The 14,870-nt window shown below is 57.9% G+C and carries 14 protein-coding genes; 5 read left to right on the top strand and 9 right to left on the bottom strand.

The window, feature by feature from the left end:
• Window positions 1-7: 7 nt before the first annotated feature.
• Entirely contained in the window at window positions 8-313 is a 306-nt protein-coding gene (locus BMY54_RS23970) for a BufA1 family periplasmic bufferin-type metallophore (protein WP_007918537.1), read from the bottom strand.
• 266 nt (window positions 314-579) lie between these two features.
• On the opposite strand from BMY54_RS23970, the gene BMY54_RS23965 reads away from it, so the two are divergent.
• Window positions 580-831, top strand: coding sequence for a hypothetical protein (locus BMY54_RS23965; RefSeq protein WP_093438705.1), 252 nt, complete (start codon window positions 580-582; stop codon window positions 829-831).
• Window positions 832-863: 32 nt separating this feature from the next.
• The gene (acpP, locus tag BMY54_RS23960; protein ID WP_256573941.1) at window positions 864-1,130 is read left to right on the top strand and encodes an acyl carrier protein; all 267 of its coding nucleotides are present in this window, start codon (window positions 864-866) and stop codon (window positions 1,128-1,130) included.
• 113 nt (window positions 1,131-1,243) lie between these two features.
• Here the strand turns inward: acpP and BMY54_RS23955 are convergent, their stop codons facing one another.
• The 5 genes from BMY54_RS23955 to BMY54_RS23930 form a co-directional block, all read right to left on the bottom strand.
• Window positions 1,244-1,945, bottom strand: a complete 702-nt coding sequence (locus BMY54_RS23955) for an ABC transporter ATP-binding protein (RefSeq protein ID WP_008082262.1) — start codon at window positions 1,943-1,945, stop codon at window positions 1,244-1,246.
• Complete coding sequence (livG, locus tag BMY54_RS23950) at window positions 1,946-2,713, bottom strand: high-affinity branched-chain amino acid ABC transporter ATP-binding protein LivG (RefSeq protein ID WP_041478028.1); 768 nt, start codon at window positions 2,711-2,713, stop codon at window positions 1,946-1,948.
• Window positions 2,710-3,966, bottom strand: a complete 1,257-nt coding sequence (locus BMY54_RS23945; RefSeq protein ID WP_093438700.1) for a high-affinity branched-chain amino acid ABC transporter permease LivM — start codon at window positions 3,964-3,966, stop codon at window positions 2,710-2,712. The genes livG and BMY54_RS23945 overlap by 4 nt, the downstream gene beginning before the upstream one ends.
• Window positions 3,963-4,886, bottom strand: a complete 924-nt coding sequence (livH, locus tag BMY54_RS23940) for a high-affinity branched-chain amino acid ABC transporter permease LivH (protein ID WP_007918526.1) — start codon at window positions 4,884-4,886, stop codon at window positions 3,963-3,965. The genes BMY54_RS23945 and livH overlap by 4 nt, the downstream gene beginning before the upstream one ends.
• A gap of 231 nt (window positions 4,887-5,117) precedes the next feature.
• Window positions 5,118-6,245, bottom strand: a complete 1,128-nt coding sequence (locus BMY54_RS23930; RefSeq protein ID WP_093438696.1) for a branched-chain amino acid ABC transporter substrate-binding protein — start codon at window positions 6,243-6,245, stop codon at window positions 5,118-5,120.
• A gap of 352 nt (window positions 6,246-6,597) precedes the next feature.
• On the opposite strand from BMY54_RS23930, the gene BMY54_RS23925 reads away from it, so the two are divergent.
• Window positions 6,598-6,918: a DUF2288 domain-containing protein gene (locus tag BMY54_RS23925; protein WP_093438691.1), complete on the top strand. Its 321-nt coding sequence runs from the start codon at window positions 6,598-6,600 to the stop codon at window positions 6,916-6,918.
• A gap of 280 nt (window positions 6,919-7,198) precedes the next feature.
• Here the strand turns inward: BMY54_RS23925 and BMY54_RS23920 are convergent, their stop codons facing one another.
• A complete protein-coding gene (locus BMY54_RS23920) occupies window positions 7,199-9,397 on the bottom strand; it encodes a hypothetical protein (protein WP_093438686.1) in 2,199 nt (732 codons plus the stop codon).
• Window positions 9,398-9,591: 194 nt separating this feature from the next.
• Between BMY54_RS23920 and BMY54_RS23915 the strand changes: the two genes are divergently transcribed.
• Complete coding sequence (locus BMY54_RS23915; protein WP_175559656.1) at window positions 9,592-10,488, top strand: NAD(P)-dependent oxidoreductase; 897 nt, start codon at window positions 9,592-9,594, stop codon at window positions 10,486-10,488.
• Here the strand turns inward: BMY54_RS23915 and BMY54_RS23910 are convergent.
• Both BMY54_RS23910 and BMY54_RS23905 read right to left on the bottom strand, forming a co-directional pair.
• Window positions 10,379-12,661: a putative bifunctional diguanylate cyclase/phosphodiesterase gene (locus BMY54_RS23910; RefSeq protein ID WP_093438682.1), complete on the bottom strand. Its 2,283-nt coding sequence runs from the start codon at window positions 12,659-12,661 to the stop codon at window positions 10,379-10,381. The genes BMY54_RS23915 and BMY54_RS23910 overlap by 110 nt on opposite strands.
• Window positions 12,662-12,810: 149 nt before the next feature.
• Entirely contained in the window at window positions 12,811-13,179 is a 369-nt protein-coding gene (locus tag BMY54_RS23905; protein WP_034155003.1) for a YkgJ family cysteine cluster protein, read from the bottom strand.
• A gap of 301 nt (window positions 13,180-13,480) precedes the next feature.
• Between BMY54_RS23905 and BMY54_RS23900 the strand changes: the two genes are divergently transcribed.
• On the top strand, window positions 13,481-14,830 hold the full coding sequence (locus BMY54_RS23900; protein ID WP_093438678.1) for a spinster family MFS transporter: 1,350 nt from the start codon (window positions 13,481-13,483) through the stop codon (window positions 14,828-14,830).
• The last annotated feature ends 40 nt before the right edge of the window (window positions 14,831-14,870 follow it).

Genomic DNA, 14,870 nt, shown 5'->3' with positions numbered 1-14,870 from the left:
TCGCGGATCAGGACTTGGCTTTGAACGCTTCCATCTGACCGAAACCGGTCGGCGAGGTCTTGCTCTCGGTGGTGGCGCAGGTGCCTTTCGGAACCAGTTTCCAGGCGTTGGCCTGGTAGTCCATTTTCGACGTGCCGGCACAAGTGGTGCCTGCGCCTGCGGCGCAATCGTTGTGACCTTTCATGGCCACGCCGAAGCATTTTTCCATGTCGGCGTCAGCGGCGTGGACGGTCGATACAGCAGCCATGCTCAGGGCAGAACCGAGGGCCAGAACCAGGGCAGTGGCGGACAGGGTGCGAGTGGTAGCAGTCATGATGTTTCTCCAGTCTTGTTCAGGGTTTTTACAAGCGGTTTGTGCTTGCTTACCCCACTAGAGAACGCTCACTGCGATGCGTTACAGCAACGCTCAAATCTTTTTCAAAAGAACACACGCACATCGCCGGTGGAAGCAGAGGTAACCCAAGGAATTGAATAATGGTTATCGTAAATGGTTATTAAAAACTGTCATTTATGACAGTTGGCAGGGTTTTCCGACTGAGTATATTGGGCTTGTGGCGGTACACATCAGGGAGAAAGACCATGAATTTGTCCGAATTGAAAAAGCTCGTGCAAGCCAGGATCGACGAGAAGGCCAATATCATCCTGGATGAAAAGGTTGTTAATGACGGCGCTGCATTTGGTGAACTGCAGATCTATTTTTGCCTGCGTCGCATTCTGAATAAAAAAGCCACTCTTGAAGATTTTGGTGTCTTGCACGCGGTGAGTGATTTGCTGCAGGCGACGGGCGTTATTTCTGCGAATCAGACGCTGGGCTCAAGAGTTGCCCCCTGATTCGGGATGTTTCCTCGCGGCAGGAACCTTCAATGAAAAGTGAGGTGTTGGAAATGGACGATTTAGAGCAACGTGTGAGAAAGTTTGTCGCTGATCATTTGGAAATCAATGAGCATCAAGTCAAAAATGAAAGCAGCTTCGTCGGTGATCTGGGGTTGGACGACGGGGACAAGTTTTATTTGATGATGGTGATTGAGAATGAGTTTGATATGGAGATCCCGGAGTATAAATCCATGGCTTTTACAACGGTGCAGGACGTGATCAATTATCTACGCGAAGAAAACGTCAATGATCAGTAAAACACGGCAGCCTGTTATGCCTGTTGTGAACCGCCAAAGTCCGGTCCCCAAAGGGAGGAATGCCAAGCACAAAAAAAACGGCCCGAAGGCCGTTTTTTGTTGGCTGAAACACATCAACCGCCGAGGTACGCCTCGCGTACTTTCGGGTCGGTCAGCAGCGCTTCACCGGTGCCTTGCATGACCACGCGGCCGTTTTCCAGAACGTAGGCGCGGTCAGCGATTTTCAGCGCCTGGTTGGCGTTCTGCTCGACCAGGAACACCGTCACACCATCCTTGCGCAGCATTTCGATGATGTCGAAAATCTGCTGGATGATGATCGGTGCCAGGCCCAGCGATGGCTCATCGAGCAGCAGCAGTTTCGGCTTGCTCATCAGCGCACGGCCGATGGCGAGCATTTGCTGTTCGCCGCCGGACATGGTGCCGCCGCGCTGGTTGAAGCGTTCTTTCAGGCGCGGGAACAGGCCGAGGACCTTGTCCATTTGTTCCTGATAGTCGCCCTTGTCGGTGAAGAAGCCGCCCATGGAGAGGTTTTCTTCAACGGTCAGACGGGCGAATACCCGACGACCTTCCGGCACCACCGCGATGCTCTTGCGCATGATCTGCGACGAGTCCTGGCCGACCAGTTCCTCACCCATGTAGCGGATGCTGCCGCTATGCGCTTGCGGCGAACCGCAGAGCGTCATCAGCAGCGTGGACTTGCCGGCACCGTTGGCGCCGATCAGGGTCACGATCTCGCCCTGACGGACTTCGACGTTGACGCTGTGCAGGGCCTGGATCTTGCCGTAGAAGGTGGAAACGTTTTCGAACTGCAGCATTTACGCTTCCCCCAGGTAGGCTTTGATCACTTCAGGATTGTCGCGGATCTGTTCCGGTGTGCCGTCGGCCAGAGGCGTGCCCTGGTTGATCACGACGATGTGGTCGGAAATGCTCATGACCAGTTTCATGTCGTGTTCGATCAACAGCACGGTGACGTTGTGCTCTTCACGCAGCACGCCGATCAGCGCCTTGAGGTCTTCGGTTTCCTTCGGGTTCAGACCGGCCGCCGGTTCGTCGAGCATAAGGATCCGTGGACGGGTCATCATGCAGCGAGCGATTTCCAGACGCCGTTGCTGACCGTAGGCCAGGGTGCCGGCGGTACGGTTGGCGAACTCTTTGAGGTTGACCTTTTCCAGCCAGTACTCGGCAAATTCCATGGCCTCGCGCTCGCTTTTGCGGAACGCCGGGGTCTTGAACAGACCGGCCAGGAAGTTGGTGTTCAGGTGACGGTGCTGGGCGATCAACAAGTTTTCGACCGCGGTCATGTCCTTGAACAAGCGCACGTTCTGGAAGGTGCGCACCACGCCTTTGAGGGCGATCTTGTGGCCCGGCAGGCCTTGGATCGGCTCGCCGTCCAGCAGGATGCTGCCGCCGGTGGGCTGATAGAAACCGGTCAGGCAGTTGAACACAGTGGTCTTGCCCGCGCCGTTCGGCCCGATCAATGCAACCACTTGTTTTTCTTTGACGGTCAGGGCCACACCGTTGACCGCCAGCAAGCCGCCGAAGCGCATGCTCAGGTTTTCGACTTTAAGGATCTCGCGGCTCATTTGCGCAACTCCATGTGTGGGCGTTGCATCGGCAGCAGACCTTGTGGACGCCAGATCATCATCAACACCATCAGGGCACCGAACATCAACATGCGGTACTCACTGAACTCACGCATCATTTCCGGCAACAGGATCATCACCACGGCCGCGAGAATCACGCCCAGTTGCGAGCCCATGCCACCCAGCACGACGATGGCGAGGATGATCGCCGACTCGATGAAGGTGAAGGATTCCGGAGTGACCAGACCCTGACGGGCAGCAAAGAAGCTACCGGCGAAACCGGCAAACGCAGCACCGAGGGTGAACGCGGAAAGTTTGATGATCGTCGGGTTGAGACCGAGCGCGCGGCAAGCAATTTCGTCTTCACGCAGCGCTTCCCACGCACGGCCGATCGGCATGCGCAGCAGGCGGTTGATGACGAACAGCGCCGCCAGCGCCAGCAACAGCGCAACCAGGTAGAGGAAAATCACCTTGTTGATCGAGTTGTATTGCAGGCCGAAATACTCGTGGAAGGTTTGCATGCCTTCCGCAGCTTTGCGTTCGAAGGTCAGACCGAAGAACGTCGGTTTCTCGATGTTACTGATGCCGTTCGGACCGCCGGTGATGTCGGTCAGGTTACGCAGGAACAGACGGATGATCTCGCCGAAGCCGAGGGTTACGATCGCCAGGTAGTCACCGCGCAAACGCAACACCGGGAAGCCCAGCAGGAAACCGAACGTCGCCGCCATCAGGCCGGCAATCGGCAGGCAGATCCAGAAGCTCAGGCCGTAGTAGTGCGACAGCAGCGCGTAGCTGTAGGCGCCGACGGCGTAGAAGCCGACGTAACCGAGGTCGAGTAGACCGGCCAGACCGACGACGATGTTCAGGCCGAGGCCGAGCATCACGTAGATCAGGATCAGCGTCGCGATGTCCACCGCGCCACGCGAGCCGAAGAACGGCCACACCAGCGCCACCAGAATCAGCGCAATGATGAAATAGCGCTGGGTGGTCGGCAGGGTCAGGAAGTTGCTGGCCTTGGCCGGAATCAGCGGCAAGCCCGGCGAGGATCGCCAGGCCTTGCTGATCTGCTGATTGAACAGCACGCGCAGGAACATCAGTACCGAGCAGATGGCGATGGTCGCCAGCACGGCCGGGCTGGTGTTGTGCACTTCCAGGTTGATGCCGACGATGGTCAGTTTCAAACCGAGTACCGGGTAGGCCACGGCCCACACCAGCAAAGCGCTGAACAGCGCCTGTTTAAGATTCCTAGTCATACTTTCTCAACCTCCGGACGGCCCAGAATGCCGGTCGGACGGAACAACAGCACCAGAACCAACAAGCCGAAAGCCACGACGTCCTTGTACTGGTCGCCGAAGATATCGGCACCAAAGGCTTCCGCCACCCCAAGCACCAGCCCGCCGAGCATGGCGCCGGGGATGCTGCCTATACCGCCCAGTACCGCTGCGGTGAAGGCTTTGAGGCCGACGAGGAAACCGGCGTTCGGGTTGATTACGCCGTACTGCATGCTCAGCAGCACAGCCGCAACGGCCGCCAGCGCGGCACCGATGACGAAGGTCAGGGCAATGATGTTGTTGGTGTTGATGCCGAGCAGGTTGGCCATCTTGATGTCTTCGGCGCAGGCGCGGCAGGCGCGACCCAGGCGAGAGCGGGAGATGAACAGGGTCAGGCCGAGCATGGCGATCAGGGTCACCACGAACACCACGATCTGCATGTAGGAAATCAGCACTTCTTGTGCGCCACCTGGGCCGAAGGCAATGTTGCCCGGAATCAGGTTGGGGATAGCTTTGTCCTTGGAGTCTTGCGCCAGCAGAACGGTGTTCTGCAGGAAGATCGACATACCGATCGCGGAAATCAGCGGGATCAGACGGTTGCTGCCGCGCAACGGGCGGTAGGCAATGCGTTCGATGCTGTAACCGTAGGAACTGGTGACGACGATGCTGGCGATAAACGCTGCGGTCATCAACAGCGGGACACTGTCGAGTCCCATCATGGTCAGCCCGGCGATGGCGATGAACGCCACGTAGGAACCGATCATGTACACCTCGCCGTGGGCGAAGTTGATCATTCCAATGATGCCGTAAACCATCGTGTAGCCGATGGCGATCAGGGCATACATGCTGCCAACGTTCAGGCCGTTAACCAGCTGTTGGAAGAAGTGATAGATGTCAGGCATTACAGCGCTCCTAAAAACCTGATACGCATTTCACTGGTGGAGTCATTTTCCCGCCCGGCCCCGTGGATCTTTATCCACTTCGAATCCGGGTTTTGCCAGCGAACCGCTGATGACGGTTTTGAGATTTTCAGGTGGGGAGACTGGCGGATCACGCCAGCGCGGCCCAATACATTCGTAAAACAAAGCCCACGGCACGCCGTGGGCTTTATTGGCAGTCAGTCAGGCAGCGCCTTACTGAGGCGACACTTCGGTTTTCGGCTTGCCGTTGTGCCACTCGTAGACCACGAATTTGAAGTCTTTCAAGTCGCCCTTGGCGTCGAAACTCAGGTCGCCAGTAGGCGTCTTGAAGGTGCCGGCGTGAATGGCTTCAGCCACTTTCGCCGCGTCTTCGGACTTGGCTGCCTTGATGCCTTCGGCAATCACTTCAACCGCCGAGTAGGAAGGGAACACGAACGGGCCGCTCGGGTCTTCTTTCTTCGCCTTGAAAGCATCGGCCAGGGCAATGTTGGCTGGATCCTGGTCGAAGGATTTCGGCAGGGTCACCAGCAGGCCTTCGGCCGCGTCTTTGGCGATCTGGGTGATCGAGTCGTTACCCACGCCTTCCGGACCCATGAACTTGGCTTTCAGGCCTTTTTCCTGGGCTTGACGCAGGATCAGACCCAGCTCCGGGTGGTAGCCGCCGTAGTAAACGAAGTCGACGTTGGCTTGTTTGAGTTTGGCGATGATCGCCGAGAAGTCTTTGTCGCCGGCGTTGACGCCTTCGAACACGGCAACCTTGGTGCCTTTCTTCTCGAGGGTCGATTTCACGGCGGTGGCGATGCCTTCACCGTACTGCTGTTTGTCGTGCAGCACGCCAACGATTTTCGGTTTGACGTGATCTGCAATGTAGTTACCGGCGGCAGGGCCCTGGGCGCTGTCGAGACCGATGGTGCGGAAGATCATTTTGTAACCACGGGCGGTGATGTCCGGGCTGGTAGCAGCCGGGGTGATCATGATCACGCCTTCGTCTTCGTAGATGTCCGAAGCCGGTTGAGTGGAGCTGGAGCACAGGTGACCAACCACGAACTTGACGCCGTCGTTGACGACCTTGTTCGCGACCGCTACCGCTTGTTTCGGATCGCAGGCATCGTCGTATTCAACGGCTTCGAGCTTCTTGCCGTCGACGCCGCCCTTGGCGTTGATTTGCTCGATGGCCATTTTCGCGCCACTGAACTGCATGTCGCCGTACTGGGCTACAGGACCGGTTTTAGGACCGGCGATACCGATTTTGATGGTGTCAGCTGCGAACGAATGGCTGGCAACCCCGGCCAGAACCATAGCGGCAAACAGTTTGGAAATCTGCTTAGTAGCCTTAGTCATAGTGCTCCACTCTTACTGTTGTAATTTTTTTGAGTTCTGGCGCCGTAGCAGCAGAACCGGGTCAGATATCTTTGCGATACCCTCCGGAAATGCCCCCGGCAACTGTACCGGTACAGTGTAGAGCGCCGGTTGTCAGCCTGGGAAGCGGGCGCCGAGGGGCAAAACTTCGGGGTGTCGCATTTTTGAATGAAAAAGACAGAATTGCGGCGGGGCGTTCGTGGGCATATATCCCAATCAGCAGCATTCCCTGGCGTTCCTGCTCTTTTCGTTCGGTGCAGCCATTTGCAACCGGGTTTTGCTGACGGACCACCGACGTTATTATTCGCGTCGATTTCTTTTCCGGACAGCACCCATGAATCAAGAACCTAGCACCCTCTATGCCAAGCTGCTTGGTGAAACCGCATCTATTACCTGGAAAGAGTTGGAGCCGTTCTTCGCCAAGGGTGCCCTATTGTGGGTCGACCCTGCGCTGGATTTGATCGCCGCTGCCGAGGCCGTGGCGTCGGATGATGGCGAGAAAGTGGCTGCCTGGCTGGCCGAAGACAAGGTCGCCAAGCTCTCTGAAACGCGGGCGCTGGATCTTTTCGAGCGTGATCCGTCGTTGTGGGCGGTGGTGGTTTCGCCGTGGATTATGATCCAGGAAAGGGCAGGTACTTCTGCTGCTGCACCTTGATGGTGCGACCGGTCATCAGCGAAAAGTGTGTAGCGGAGTAGCGTGATGGCACGTTGCCGTAGAGAAACGCCACAGGCGCGGGCGGGCTCACGGTGACGTAAACGTAACGGGAACAGTTTAGTAAGCAGCCTAACGGCTGCTTAATTGTTTCTGGATCTTGGAAAGGCCGAAATCTTCAGGGAATCGGCTGACCCCTTCGCGAGCAAGCTCGCTCCCACAGGGGAACGCATTCCAAATGTGGGAGCGAGCTTGCTCGCGAAGGGGGCGACTCGGTCGTGGATCAGACCGTGAATGATTTGCCGGTATGGTTATTGAGGGAAATAACCTTGGTCTTGCCAATCCGGTGACGGTAAATCTCGCGCAGGTACTTGATCGACTTCTTCACGCAATCACGCGACAAACGAATGTCGTTGATCGAGACAAACTTCTCTTTGTCGTTGATCAACTCGCGGTACTTCTTCTCGTACATCGGTTTTATCGCGTACCAGTTAGTGTCGAGGATCTTCGCCGGGTTCTCGAATTCGTTGAGCAGGTCGTCGATGCGGTCTTCGTCGAACTCTTCGTTGATGATGAAATCGAGGATCGAGTTGTCCAGGGTCTCGTCGAAACGGTACGGGTTCTTCGCGAAGCAGCGCTTGATGAACGCCACGATCAAGGTCAGGAAGTCATCCGACAGGCACGGGCTCTTCGCGATCAACGTGGTCAGCGAGAGGTTGGCCGAGGCGCCGATCACCAGCGCGTAACGCTTGAGCGTGGTGTTGGGGAACAGGCTGTTGAGGTGAGTCTTCAACCGGTTCAGGTCCATGTACGACAGCTTGTAGTCTTTCGGCAACGAGACAATCGAGACCACCGACGAGCAGTTCTTGAAGAAGTGCAGGTCGTGCAGCGCGGCAGCGTCGTAGCCGGAATTCTTGTACTGCTCCAGCGAAGCGCGATAACGCTTGGACTCGATCGGCAACAGACTGATGCCTTCAATCGCCTGGGTCACTTTGTTGAAGTGCGGCAGGTCGATCGAGCGGAAGAACAGGTCGTCAATGTTCAGGCGCTGCGGCTCTTTGTCGAACACCTTGAACTTGTCGCTGCTCGGCGGCGGGGTTTCCGGCACCACCGATTCGGCGTAGGCAATTGCCACCGGGCCAGCCAGACTCATGAACAGGTCGTTGGCGTCGAGGCGAATGGTTTCGCCGATGTCGATGCCGGCGCGGCGGAAGTAGTTCTGGTCGTAGTCCGTGGTGACGGCCTGCGCTGTCAGAATGTTGAAGATCTGCTGCGAGATGTACTGGTTGGCGTGCTTCTCCATCGCATTGACATCAATGTTCTGGATGTTGCCGTCATCGCTTTCTTCGGCGTAACGCATGATGTCGTTGGAGATCAGCATCATCGCGTTCCAAGGGCGGATACGGCCCATGACGCTGGCTTCGCTGCTGTCTTCATTGGCGAAGTTGTAGGAGAAATCCCATTCTTCCGAAAGGTATTTGCACAGCAGGCGACCGGCGTTGATGTGCAGCGCCTCGGACATTTCGCTGCGGTGATCGGAAATATTCGGTAGCACGCAGATGCCGCTGGTGAAGATCGGTTCGAACACGAACGAATGCCCGCTCTTGCCGTCATGCTCATCCATCGGCTTGGTGTCGAACGTCTTGTTCATGTACGAGTGCTGCTGCGCCAGGCCGAATTCCGAGGCCATGCCGGAACCGGTACCGCCGCCGGCACTGAAGATCGAGAAATACAGGCGCGACTGGTTGGCCTTGATGCCGCAGCTGTCGATCAGGTACGAATGGATCATTTTCCAGTCAGGGCTGGAGAAACGCTGGGTGTCCTTGTTGAGGATGATCTTCGCCAGATACTGGCCGAGGATCGGCGCGTTACCGGCGCCACCGGCGTGGACTTCGGACAAGTCCATGATCTTCATTTTGCTGTAGTCGCGCAGGAAGCCGCTTTTCTCGCCCTTGCGCGAGAAACGGATGCGCCCGGCGATGTCCTTGTCGAGGTCGCCGAGCATCACCAGCGGTTCGACCAGGAACACCGGTTTGGTCGATTTGTTCGGGCCGATGCGCAGGTTGTTCTTGATCCACTGGGCCGGGCTGTAGCCCTTGTCGGCCAGTCGGCGATCTGCCGCGCGGTCTTCGTTGTTGAATTCGTTGAGGTAGAACTTGCGCGCGTTGTACACCAGCTCCGCGACATCGAGCGCGATGTTGGAGCCGCAGCGACCGAGGCCGATCAGACACACCGACGGGAATTCCTGATCGTTGTGCTGTTCGTTATCGCCTTCCAGGTGCGGCGGGCGCGGGAACACCAGATCACGCAAACCGTCGAGATTGTCGAGGATGCGGTCGGTATTGGTTTCGGTGAAGTACAGGTATTGCTGAGTCGACAGCGGGCGCGACGGCAGCAATGGCTTCGACGGTGACGGGCTGTTGGCGGCGGGGCTCAAAGTCAGATCGGATACCGCAGTGGCGGGATTGTTTTTAGAAGTCATTGTGCGCCATATACCTGGACTGGGTTGGCTCGCGGGCTTTTGCCTGCGAACCTCACGGAATAAGATCTCGCGTCTTTGTGCGCGAATTGAGCCCGAGCATCAGGTTTTTGGCCTGACTGTCGCTGGGGGGAATCCTTTCCTGATCGTTGATGAATCGGCCATTATTCGGCGATCTTTAATCGAAAAGAGGCAAAATGATGTCAACGCTACCTTCGTTGGGGTTCGCCGGAATCGGTCTGATGGGCCTGCCCATGTGCCGGCGTTTGTTGGCGGCGGGTTATCCGCTGACCGTGTGGAACCGCAACCCGGTCAAGTGCGCGCCATTGGTCGAGGCCGGCGCGCGACAGGTAGCGAGCCCCGCTGAACTGTGCGAACACGCCGACGTGGTGATGCTGTGTCTGGCCGACACGGCGGTGGTTCGCCAGGTGGTTTTTGGTGCTGAAGGTATCGCCGAAGGCGCGAAAAACGGCCAGTTGCTGGTGGACTTTTCCAGCCTTGAGCCGACCGCCACGCGCGAGATGGCCACAGAACTGGCGGAGAAAACCGGCATGGCCTGGCTGGATTCACCGGTGTCCGGCGGCGTGGTCGGTGCCGAGGTGGGCAGTCTGGCAATCATGGTCGGTGGTAACGCTGCGGATCTTGAGCGGGTGCGCTCGGTGTTGCTCAATCTCGGTCAGCGCGTCACGCACATGGGCGGAATTGGCGCAGGGCAGGTGACCAAGGCCTGCAATCAGATGATCGTCGCCTGCAATGCTTTGGTCATCGCTGAAGTGGTGGCACTTGCCGAACAGGCTGGAGTCGACGCGAGCCTGATCGCTGAAGCGCTGGCCGGCGGTTTTGCCGATTCGAAACCGCTGCAGATCCTCGCCCCGCAAATGGCTGACAGCCGTTTCGAACCGATCAAATGGCACGTGCGCACATTGCTCAAGGATCTCGACACCGCCGTCAAATTCTCCCGCGAACAGGGTTCGGCGACGCCGATCAGCGGATTGGCCGCACAACTGATGCGCCTGCATGGGGCGCAAGGCTATTTGGCGCAGGATCCAGCGACACTGGTGCAAATGTACCGCGCGCCAGAATCAGCGGATTGACCGTGTGTGAATGCTTGCGCTGATTGATTTCTTCCAGCACCGGGCGCAACTCGTCCAGCGGCACGGGGCGACTGAGCAGGTAACCCTGGATGAAATCGCAGCCCGAGCGTTCAAGGAATTCGTACTGCTCCAGACTTTCGACGCCTTCGGTCACCACCTGCAAGTGCAGAGTGTGGGCCATGACGATGATCGCCTGGACGATCTCCATGTCGGCGGTCGCCGTGGGAATGTCGAGGATAAACGAGCGGTCGATTTTCAGGGTGTTGAGCGGCAGGCGTTTGAGGTAGGCCAGCGAGGAATAACCGGTGCCGAAATCGTCGATCGACAGTGAGACGCCAAGCGCGCGGATCTGTCTCAGCAATACCAGGGTGTTGGCAATGTTGCCCATCAACGCGTTTTCGGTGACTTCCAGTTCCAGCCGTCCCGGCGCCACCCCGGCGGTGCGTAATGCGCTTTCGATTTCCGTGGCCAGTTCTTCCCGGGCGAGGTTGAGTGGTGAGCAGTTCCAGGCAATTTTCAGTTCTTCGCAACCATGCCGCGAGAGTTCGCCCAGATCCTTGCAGGCCCGGCGCAGCACCCAATTATCCAGCTCGGCAATCAGACCGTTATTTTCAGCGATGGAGATAAAGCGATCCGGGGTCAGCAACCCGTGCAGTGGATGCTGCCAGCGGATCAGTGCTTCAAGCTTGGTGACGCGGCCGGTTTTCAGTTCGAAGATTGGTTGGTAATACAGCGTCAGGCCGTTTTCTTCGCGCAAGGCGTGGCGCAATTCTTCTTCCAGTTGCAGCTCGAAGCTGGCGCGGGTCTTGAGGTTGGAACTGAAAAAATGCAGGCCGTTGCGCCCTGCGCCTTTGGATTGATACAGCGCCAGATCCGCGTGTTTGAGCAATTCTTCGCAGGTGCTGCCATCCTCCGGAAACAGACTGATGCCGATGCTGGTGGTCATCACCATGCGGCGTCCGGCCAGTTCGATCGGCTCCTTCATCTTGAGCATGATGCGCTGGGCCATGTTGCGGGCTTCTTCGCGGTCACGCAGATTGATGAGGATGCAGAACTCGTCGCCGCCGAAACGCGCGACCACGTCTTCATGGCTGCGCACCGAGCCTTTGATGTGCTGGGCGATGACTTTGAGCAGTTCGTCACCGGCGTCATGGCCGAGGCTGTCGTTGATCCGCTTGAAGTGGTCGATGTCGAGAAACATCACCGCGAGCATGCCGCCTTCGCTGGTTTTCTGGCTGAGTTTCTCGGCGAAGATCTGGTTGAAACCGCGCCGGTTGATCAGGTTGGTCAGTGCGTCGTAGTTGGCCGCTTGTTGCAGCGACATGCGCGCCTGATCGAGCTGGCTGAGCAGGGCGTTGACGCGGCGCAGGTCCTCTTCTTTGTTCTGCAGTTTCTTGTCGGCCAGCGCCGCACTGATCGCACTGCCAAGGATCAGCAGGATGATCAGCGCCACGGTCAGGCCCAGTTGCAGATGCCCGTTATCGCCGCCGCTCGCTATCAGGCCTCCCTCGGGAAGAACCAGATCCAGCGCAGCCATGCCGGTGAAATGCATGCTGATGATGCCGGCGCCGAGAATCAGCGCAGCGCCGTACTTGAGCAAATGATGCGCCACGCCGCTGCCTTCGCTCAGATAGCGGGCCACCCACAGCGCGGCGAAACTGGCGCCGATGGCGATCGCCACAGACAGCGCGAACAGTCCTGGCTGATAGTAGGCGGTGGCGCTCGACTTCATCGCCGCCATGCCAACGTAATGCATGCCGGCGATGCCCAGGCCGATGACAAACGCGGTTTTCAAGCAATGCAACGCACTCGGCTGCGCTTCGCTCAAAGTTTGCATGGCCAGCCAAGAGGCGAGCAGGGCGATCAGCAACGAGAAAAGGGTGATGCCAAGGTCGTACTGAATGTCGATCGGTGTCTGGAAAGCCAGCATGCCGATAAAATGCATGGCCCAGATGCCGCCAGCCAGGCAGGTCGCACCGATCCAGCGCCAGCTCCGCCGCGATCCCGGATCTTCGGCATTTACAACGCGCTCAGCCATATCCAGGGTGGCGAAACTGGCTGCGCAGGCGACCAGATACGCAACCATCACCAGGAGAGGGTTGTGACTGCAATCGAGGATGACCTGCCCGCTCTCCGGCAGCTCGGCAACAAACTGCAAACCAAGCCACTCCATAGCATGCCCCGTCTCTGAAGTCGTCCCGAGTGCGCGTTGAACGCAGTTGAATGTCAGGAGTATAGAGGCCGATTTCGGCGTGCAAGCGGTAGTGGCACATTGGCGCTAATGATTTTGGCATTAGCGTCATAGCGATTGGCGCTAAAAGCTTAAGCGATCTGTTCGAAAGGGATTTGCGCCCAATCGGGTTGCAGGGGCGGCAAGCCGAAACGCGCGCGGGCCTTATCGCAATCGACATTCTGCTCGCCGTTTTCCCATGACGACTCGAATTCGCGGCAGGGGCTGGAGCGCAGTTCATAAATCGAGCACTTCACCTCGCTGCCGACTTCACCGACCAACGCCGTGCAACGCGGCGATTTGCAGTCGGTGCCGTTCATCGCCACCCGGCTGGGGCTGATCTGTGTGACCAGTTCATCAGGCACCGTGCCGCCGGAAGATGCGCACTCACCCCAAAAGAAAGACACGCGAAAATGGGAACAGCAGGCACCGCAATTCAGACACGGACTGACTTCAGACATGGGCGAGGGTATCAAAGGGATTGATCGGGAGATCCGGACGGATCCGGCGGCCATTCTAGGCTTTGCCGCAGACTTGGGAAGGGGGGCAGGAAACTATTTTTTTGTGGCAAGGTTTTGCTGCAAAAGCCCCGGTTTTCGGGGGATTTCAGGCTTATCAAGGGCTTACGTTTCGTTACAGTGCCATGGGTCGATATCAGGCAGACGAATGATCACAGACAGCCTTTGCGCGGCTGACTAGATTGCAGGTTCCGGGCTCGGATGCGGTGGCAGTGAAGCCCTATAACAATAAAGAGACGGACCCATGCAGAACTCGACCCAAGCGGCGAATGCCTGGCGCATTCTGTTCCTGCTGTTCCTCGCCAACCTGTTCAACTTTTTCGACCGCACCATTCCGGCGATCATCATCGAGCCGATCCGAATGGAATGGCACCTCAGTGACTTTCAACTGGGCATCGTCGGAACCGCATTCACCATTGTTTACGCGATTGCCGGTCTGCCGCTGGGGCGGATGGCCGATACCGGTTCGCGCAGCAAGCTGATGGGCTGGGGCCTGGCAACGTGGAGTGCGCTGACGGCAGTCAACGGCTTGGTCGGCAGTTTCTGGAGCTTCCTGATCGTGCGCATGGGCATCGGCATCGGTGAAGCCAGTTATGCGCCGGCGGCCAACTCGCTGATCGGTGATTTGTTTCCTGCCCATCGTCGGGCGCGGGCGATGGGCATTTTCATGCTCGGTTTGCCGTTAGGGCTGTTGCTGGCATTCTTCACCATCGGGGCGATGGTCAAGGCATTCGACAGCTGGCGTGCGCCGTTCTTTATTGCCGCAGTACCAGGGCTGATCCTGGCGATTTTCATGTTCTTCATCAAAGAGCCGAAGCGCGGGGCGGCGGAAACCGTGCAGGTTTCGCAAGAAAAGGTCGACAAGCCGATCCGGCGGATTCTCGCAGTGCCGACCTTTCTCTGGCTGGTGATGGCCGGGTTGTGCTTCAACTTTGCCACGTATGCCTGTAACTCGTTTCTGGTGCCGATGCTGCAACGCTATTTCCTCATGCCGTTGCAGGAAGCGGCGGTGGCCACCGGAGTTATCGTTGGCGTGACCGGGCTGGTCGGCTTGACCCTGGGCGGCTGGATTGCCGACAAGATTCACCAGCGTGTGGCCAACGGGCGGCTGCTGTTTGCGGCGTTCAGTCTGATTATCTCGACCTTGTGCACGGCGTGGGCGCTGCATTCCGGGCGGATCGAGATTGGCGTGTTTGTCGCGGTGTTCAGTGTCGGCTGGCTGTTCGCCTACAACTTCTACACCTGCGTTTATACGGCGATTCAGGACGTGGTCGAACCGCGCCTGCGAGCGACGGCGATGGCGTTGTTCTTCGCCGGGTTGTATCTGCTGGGCGGCGGTCTTGGACCGGTGGTGGTAGGGGGCTTGTCGGATCATTTCGCGCATACCGCGATGCTGGCGGCTGGGGCGGAGCAGATGACCGAAGCGTTTAAGGCAGTCGGGCTGCATGATGCGATGTACCTGATTCCGGTGGCGCTGTTTTTGACCATGGTGTTTCTGTTTCTGGCGGCGCGGTGTTTTGTGCGCGATGCGCAGCGGATGAAGGAGGGGTTGGTTGCGGTGGTTGAGCCGCAAGTGGCTGCGGCGACTGCATAACCGCTATCGCGAGCAGGCTCACTCCTACAGGGGAACGCAT

It is taken from the genome of Pseudomonas sp. ok266 (assembly GCF_900110195.1).
Classification (GTDB): Bacteria; Pseudomonadota; Gammaproteobacteria; order Pseudomonadales; family Pseudomonadaceae; genus Aquipseudomonas; species Aquipseudomonas neuropathica.
The sequence above is the reverse complement of the archived record's forward strand: the minus strand, read 5'-3'. Positions and strand labels throughout refer to the sequence as shown.

What these genes read in the sequence shown, in the direction of transcription:
- livG (WP_041478028.1), bottom strand. Translation starts at nt 2,713, where the DNA reads ATGAGCCGCGAGATCCTTAAAGTCGAAAACCTGAGCATGCGCTTCGGC.
- BMY54_RS23920 (WP_093438686.1), bottom strand. Translation starts at nt 9,397, where the DNA reads ATGACTTCTAAAAACAATCCCGCCACTGCGGTATCCGATCTGACTTTG.
- livH (WP_007918526.1), bottom strand. Translation starts at nt 4,886, where the DNA reads ATGCCTGACATCTATCACTTCTTCCAACAGCTGGTTAACGGCCTGAAC.
- BMY54_RS23970 (WP_007918537.1), bottom strand. Translation starts at nt 313, where the DNA reads ATGACTGCTACCACTCGCACCCTGTCCGCCACTGCCCTGGTTCTGGCC.
- BMY54_RS23965 (WP_093438705.1), top strand. Translation starts at nt 580, where the DNA reads ATGAATTTGTCCGAATTGAAAAAGCTCGTGCAAGCCAGGATCGACGAG.
- BMY54_RS23930 (WP_093438696.1), bottom strand. Translation starts at nt 6,245, where the DNA reads ATGACTAAGGCTACTAAGCAGATTTCCAAACTGTTTGCCGCTATGGTT.
- BMY54_RS23905 (WP_034155003.1), bottom strand. Translation starts at nt 13,179, where the DNA reads ATGTCTGAAGTCAGTCCGTGTCTGAATTGCGGTGCCTGCTGTTCCCAT.
- BMY54_RS23955 (WP_008082262.1), bottom strand. Translation starts at nt 1,945, where the DNA reads ATGCTGCAGTTCGAAAACGTTTCCACCTTCTACGGCAAGATCCAGGCC.
- BMY54_RS23945 (WP_093438700.1), bottom strand. Translation starts at nt 3,966, where the DNA reads ATGACTAGGAATCTTAAACAGGCGCTGTTCAGCGCTTTGCTGGTGTGG.
- BMY54_RS23925 (WP_093438691.1), top strand. Translation starts at nt 6,598, where the DNA reads ATGAATCAAGAACCTAGCACCCTCTATGCCAAGCTGCTTGGTGAAACC.
- BMY54_RS23900 (WP_093438678.1), top strand. Translation starts at nt 13,481, where the DNA reads ATGCAGAACTCGACCCAAGCGGCGAATGCCTGGCGCATTCTGTTCCTG.
- BMY54_RS23915 (WP_175559656.1), top strand. Translation starts at nt 9,592, where the DNA reads ATGATGTCAACGCTACCTTCGTTGGGGTTCGCCGGAATCGGTCTGATG.
- BMY54_RS23910 (WP_093438682.1), bottom strand. Translation starts at nt 12,661, where the DNA reads ATGGAGTGGCTTGGTTTGCAGTTTGTTGCCGAGCTGCCGGAGAGCGGG.
- acpP (WP_256573941.1), top strand. Translation starts at nt 864, where the DNA reads ATGAAAAGTGAGGTGTTGGAAATGGACGATTTAGAGCAACGTGTGAGA.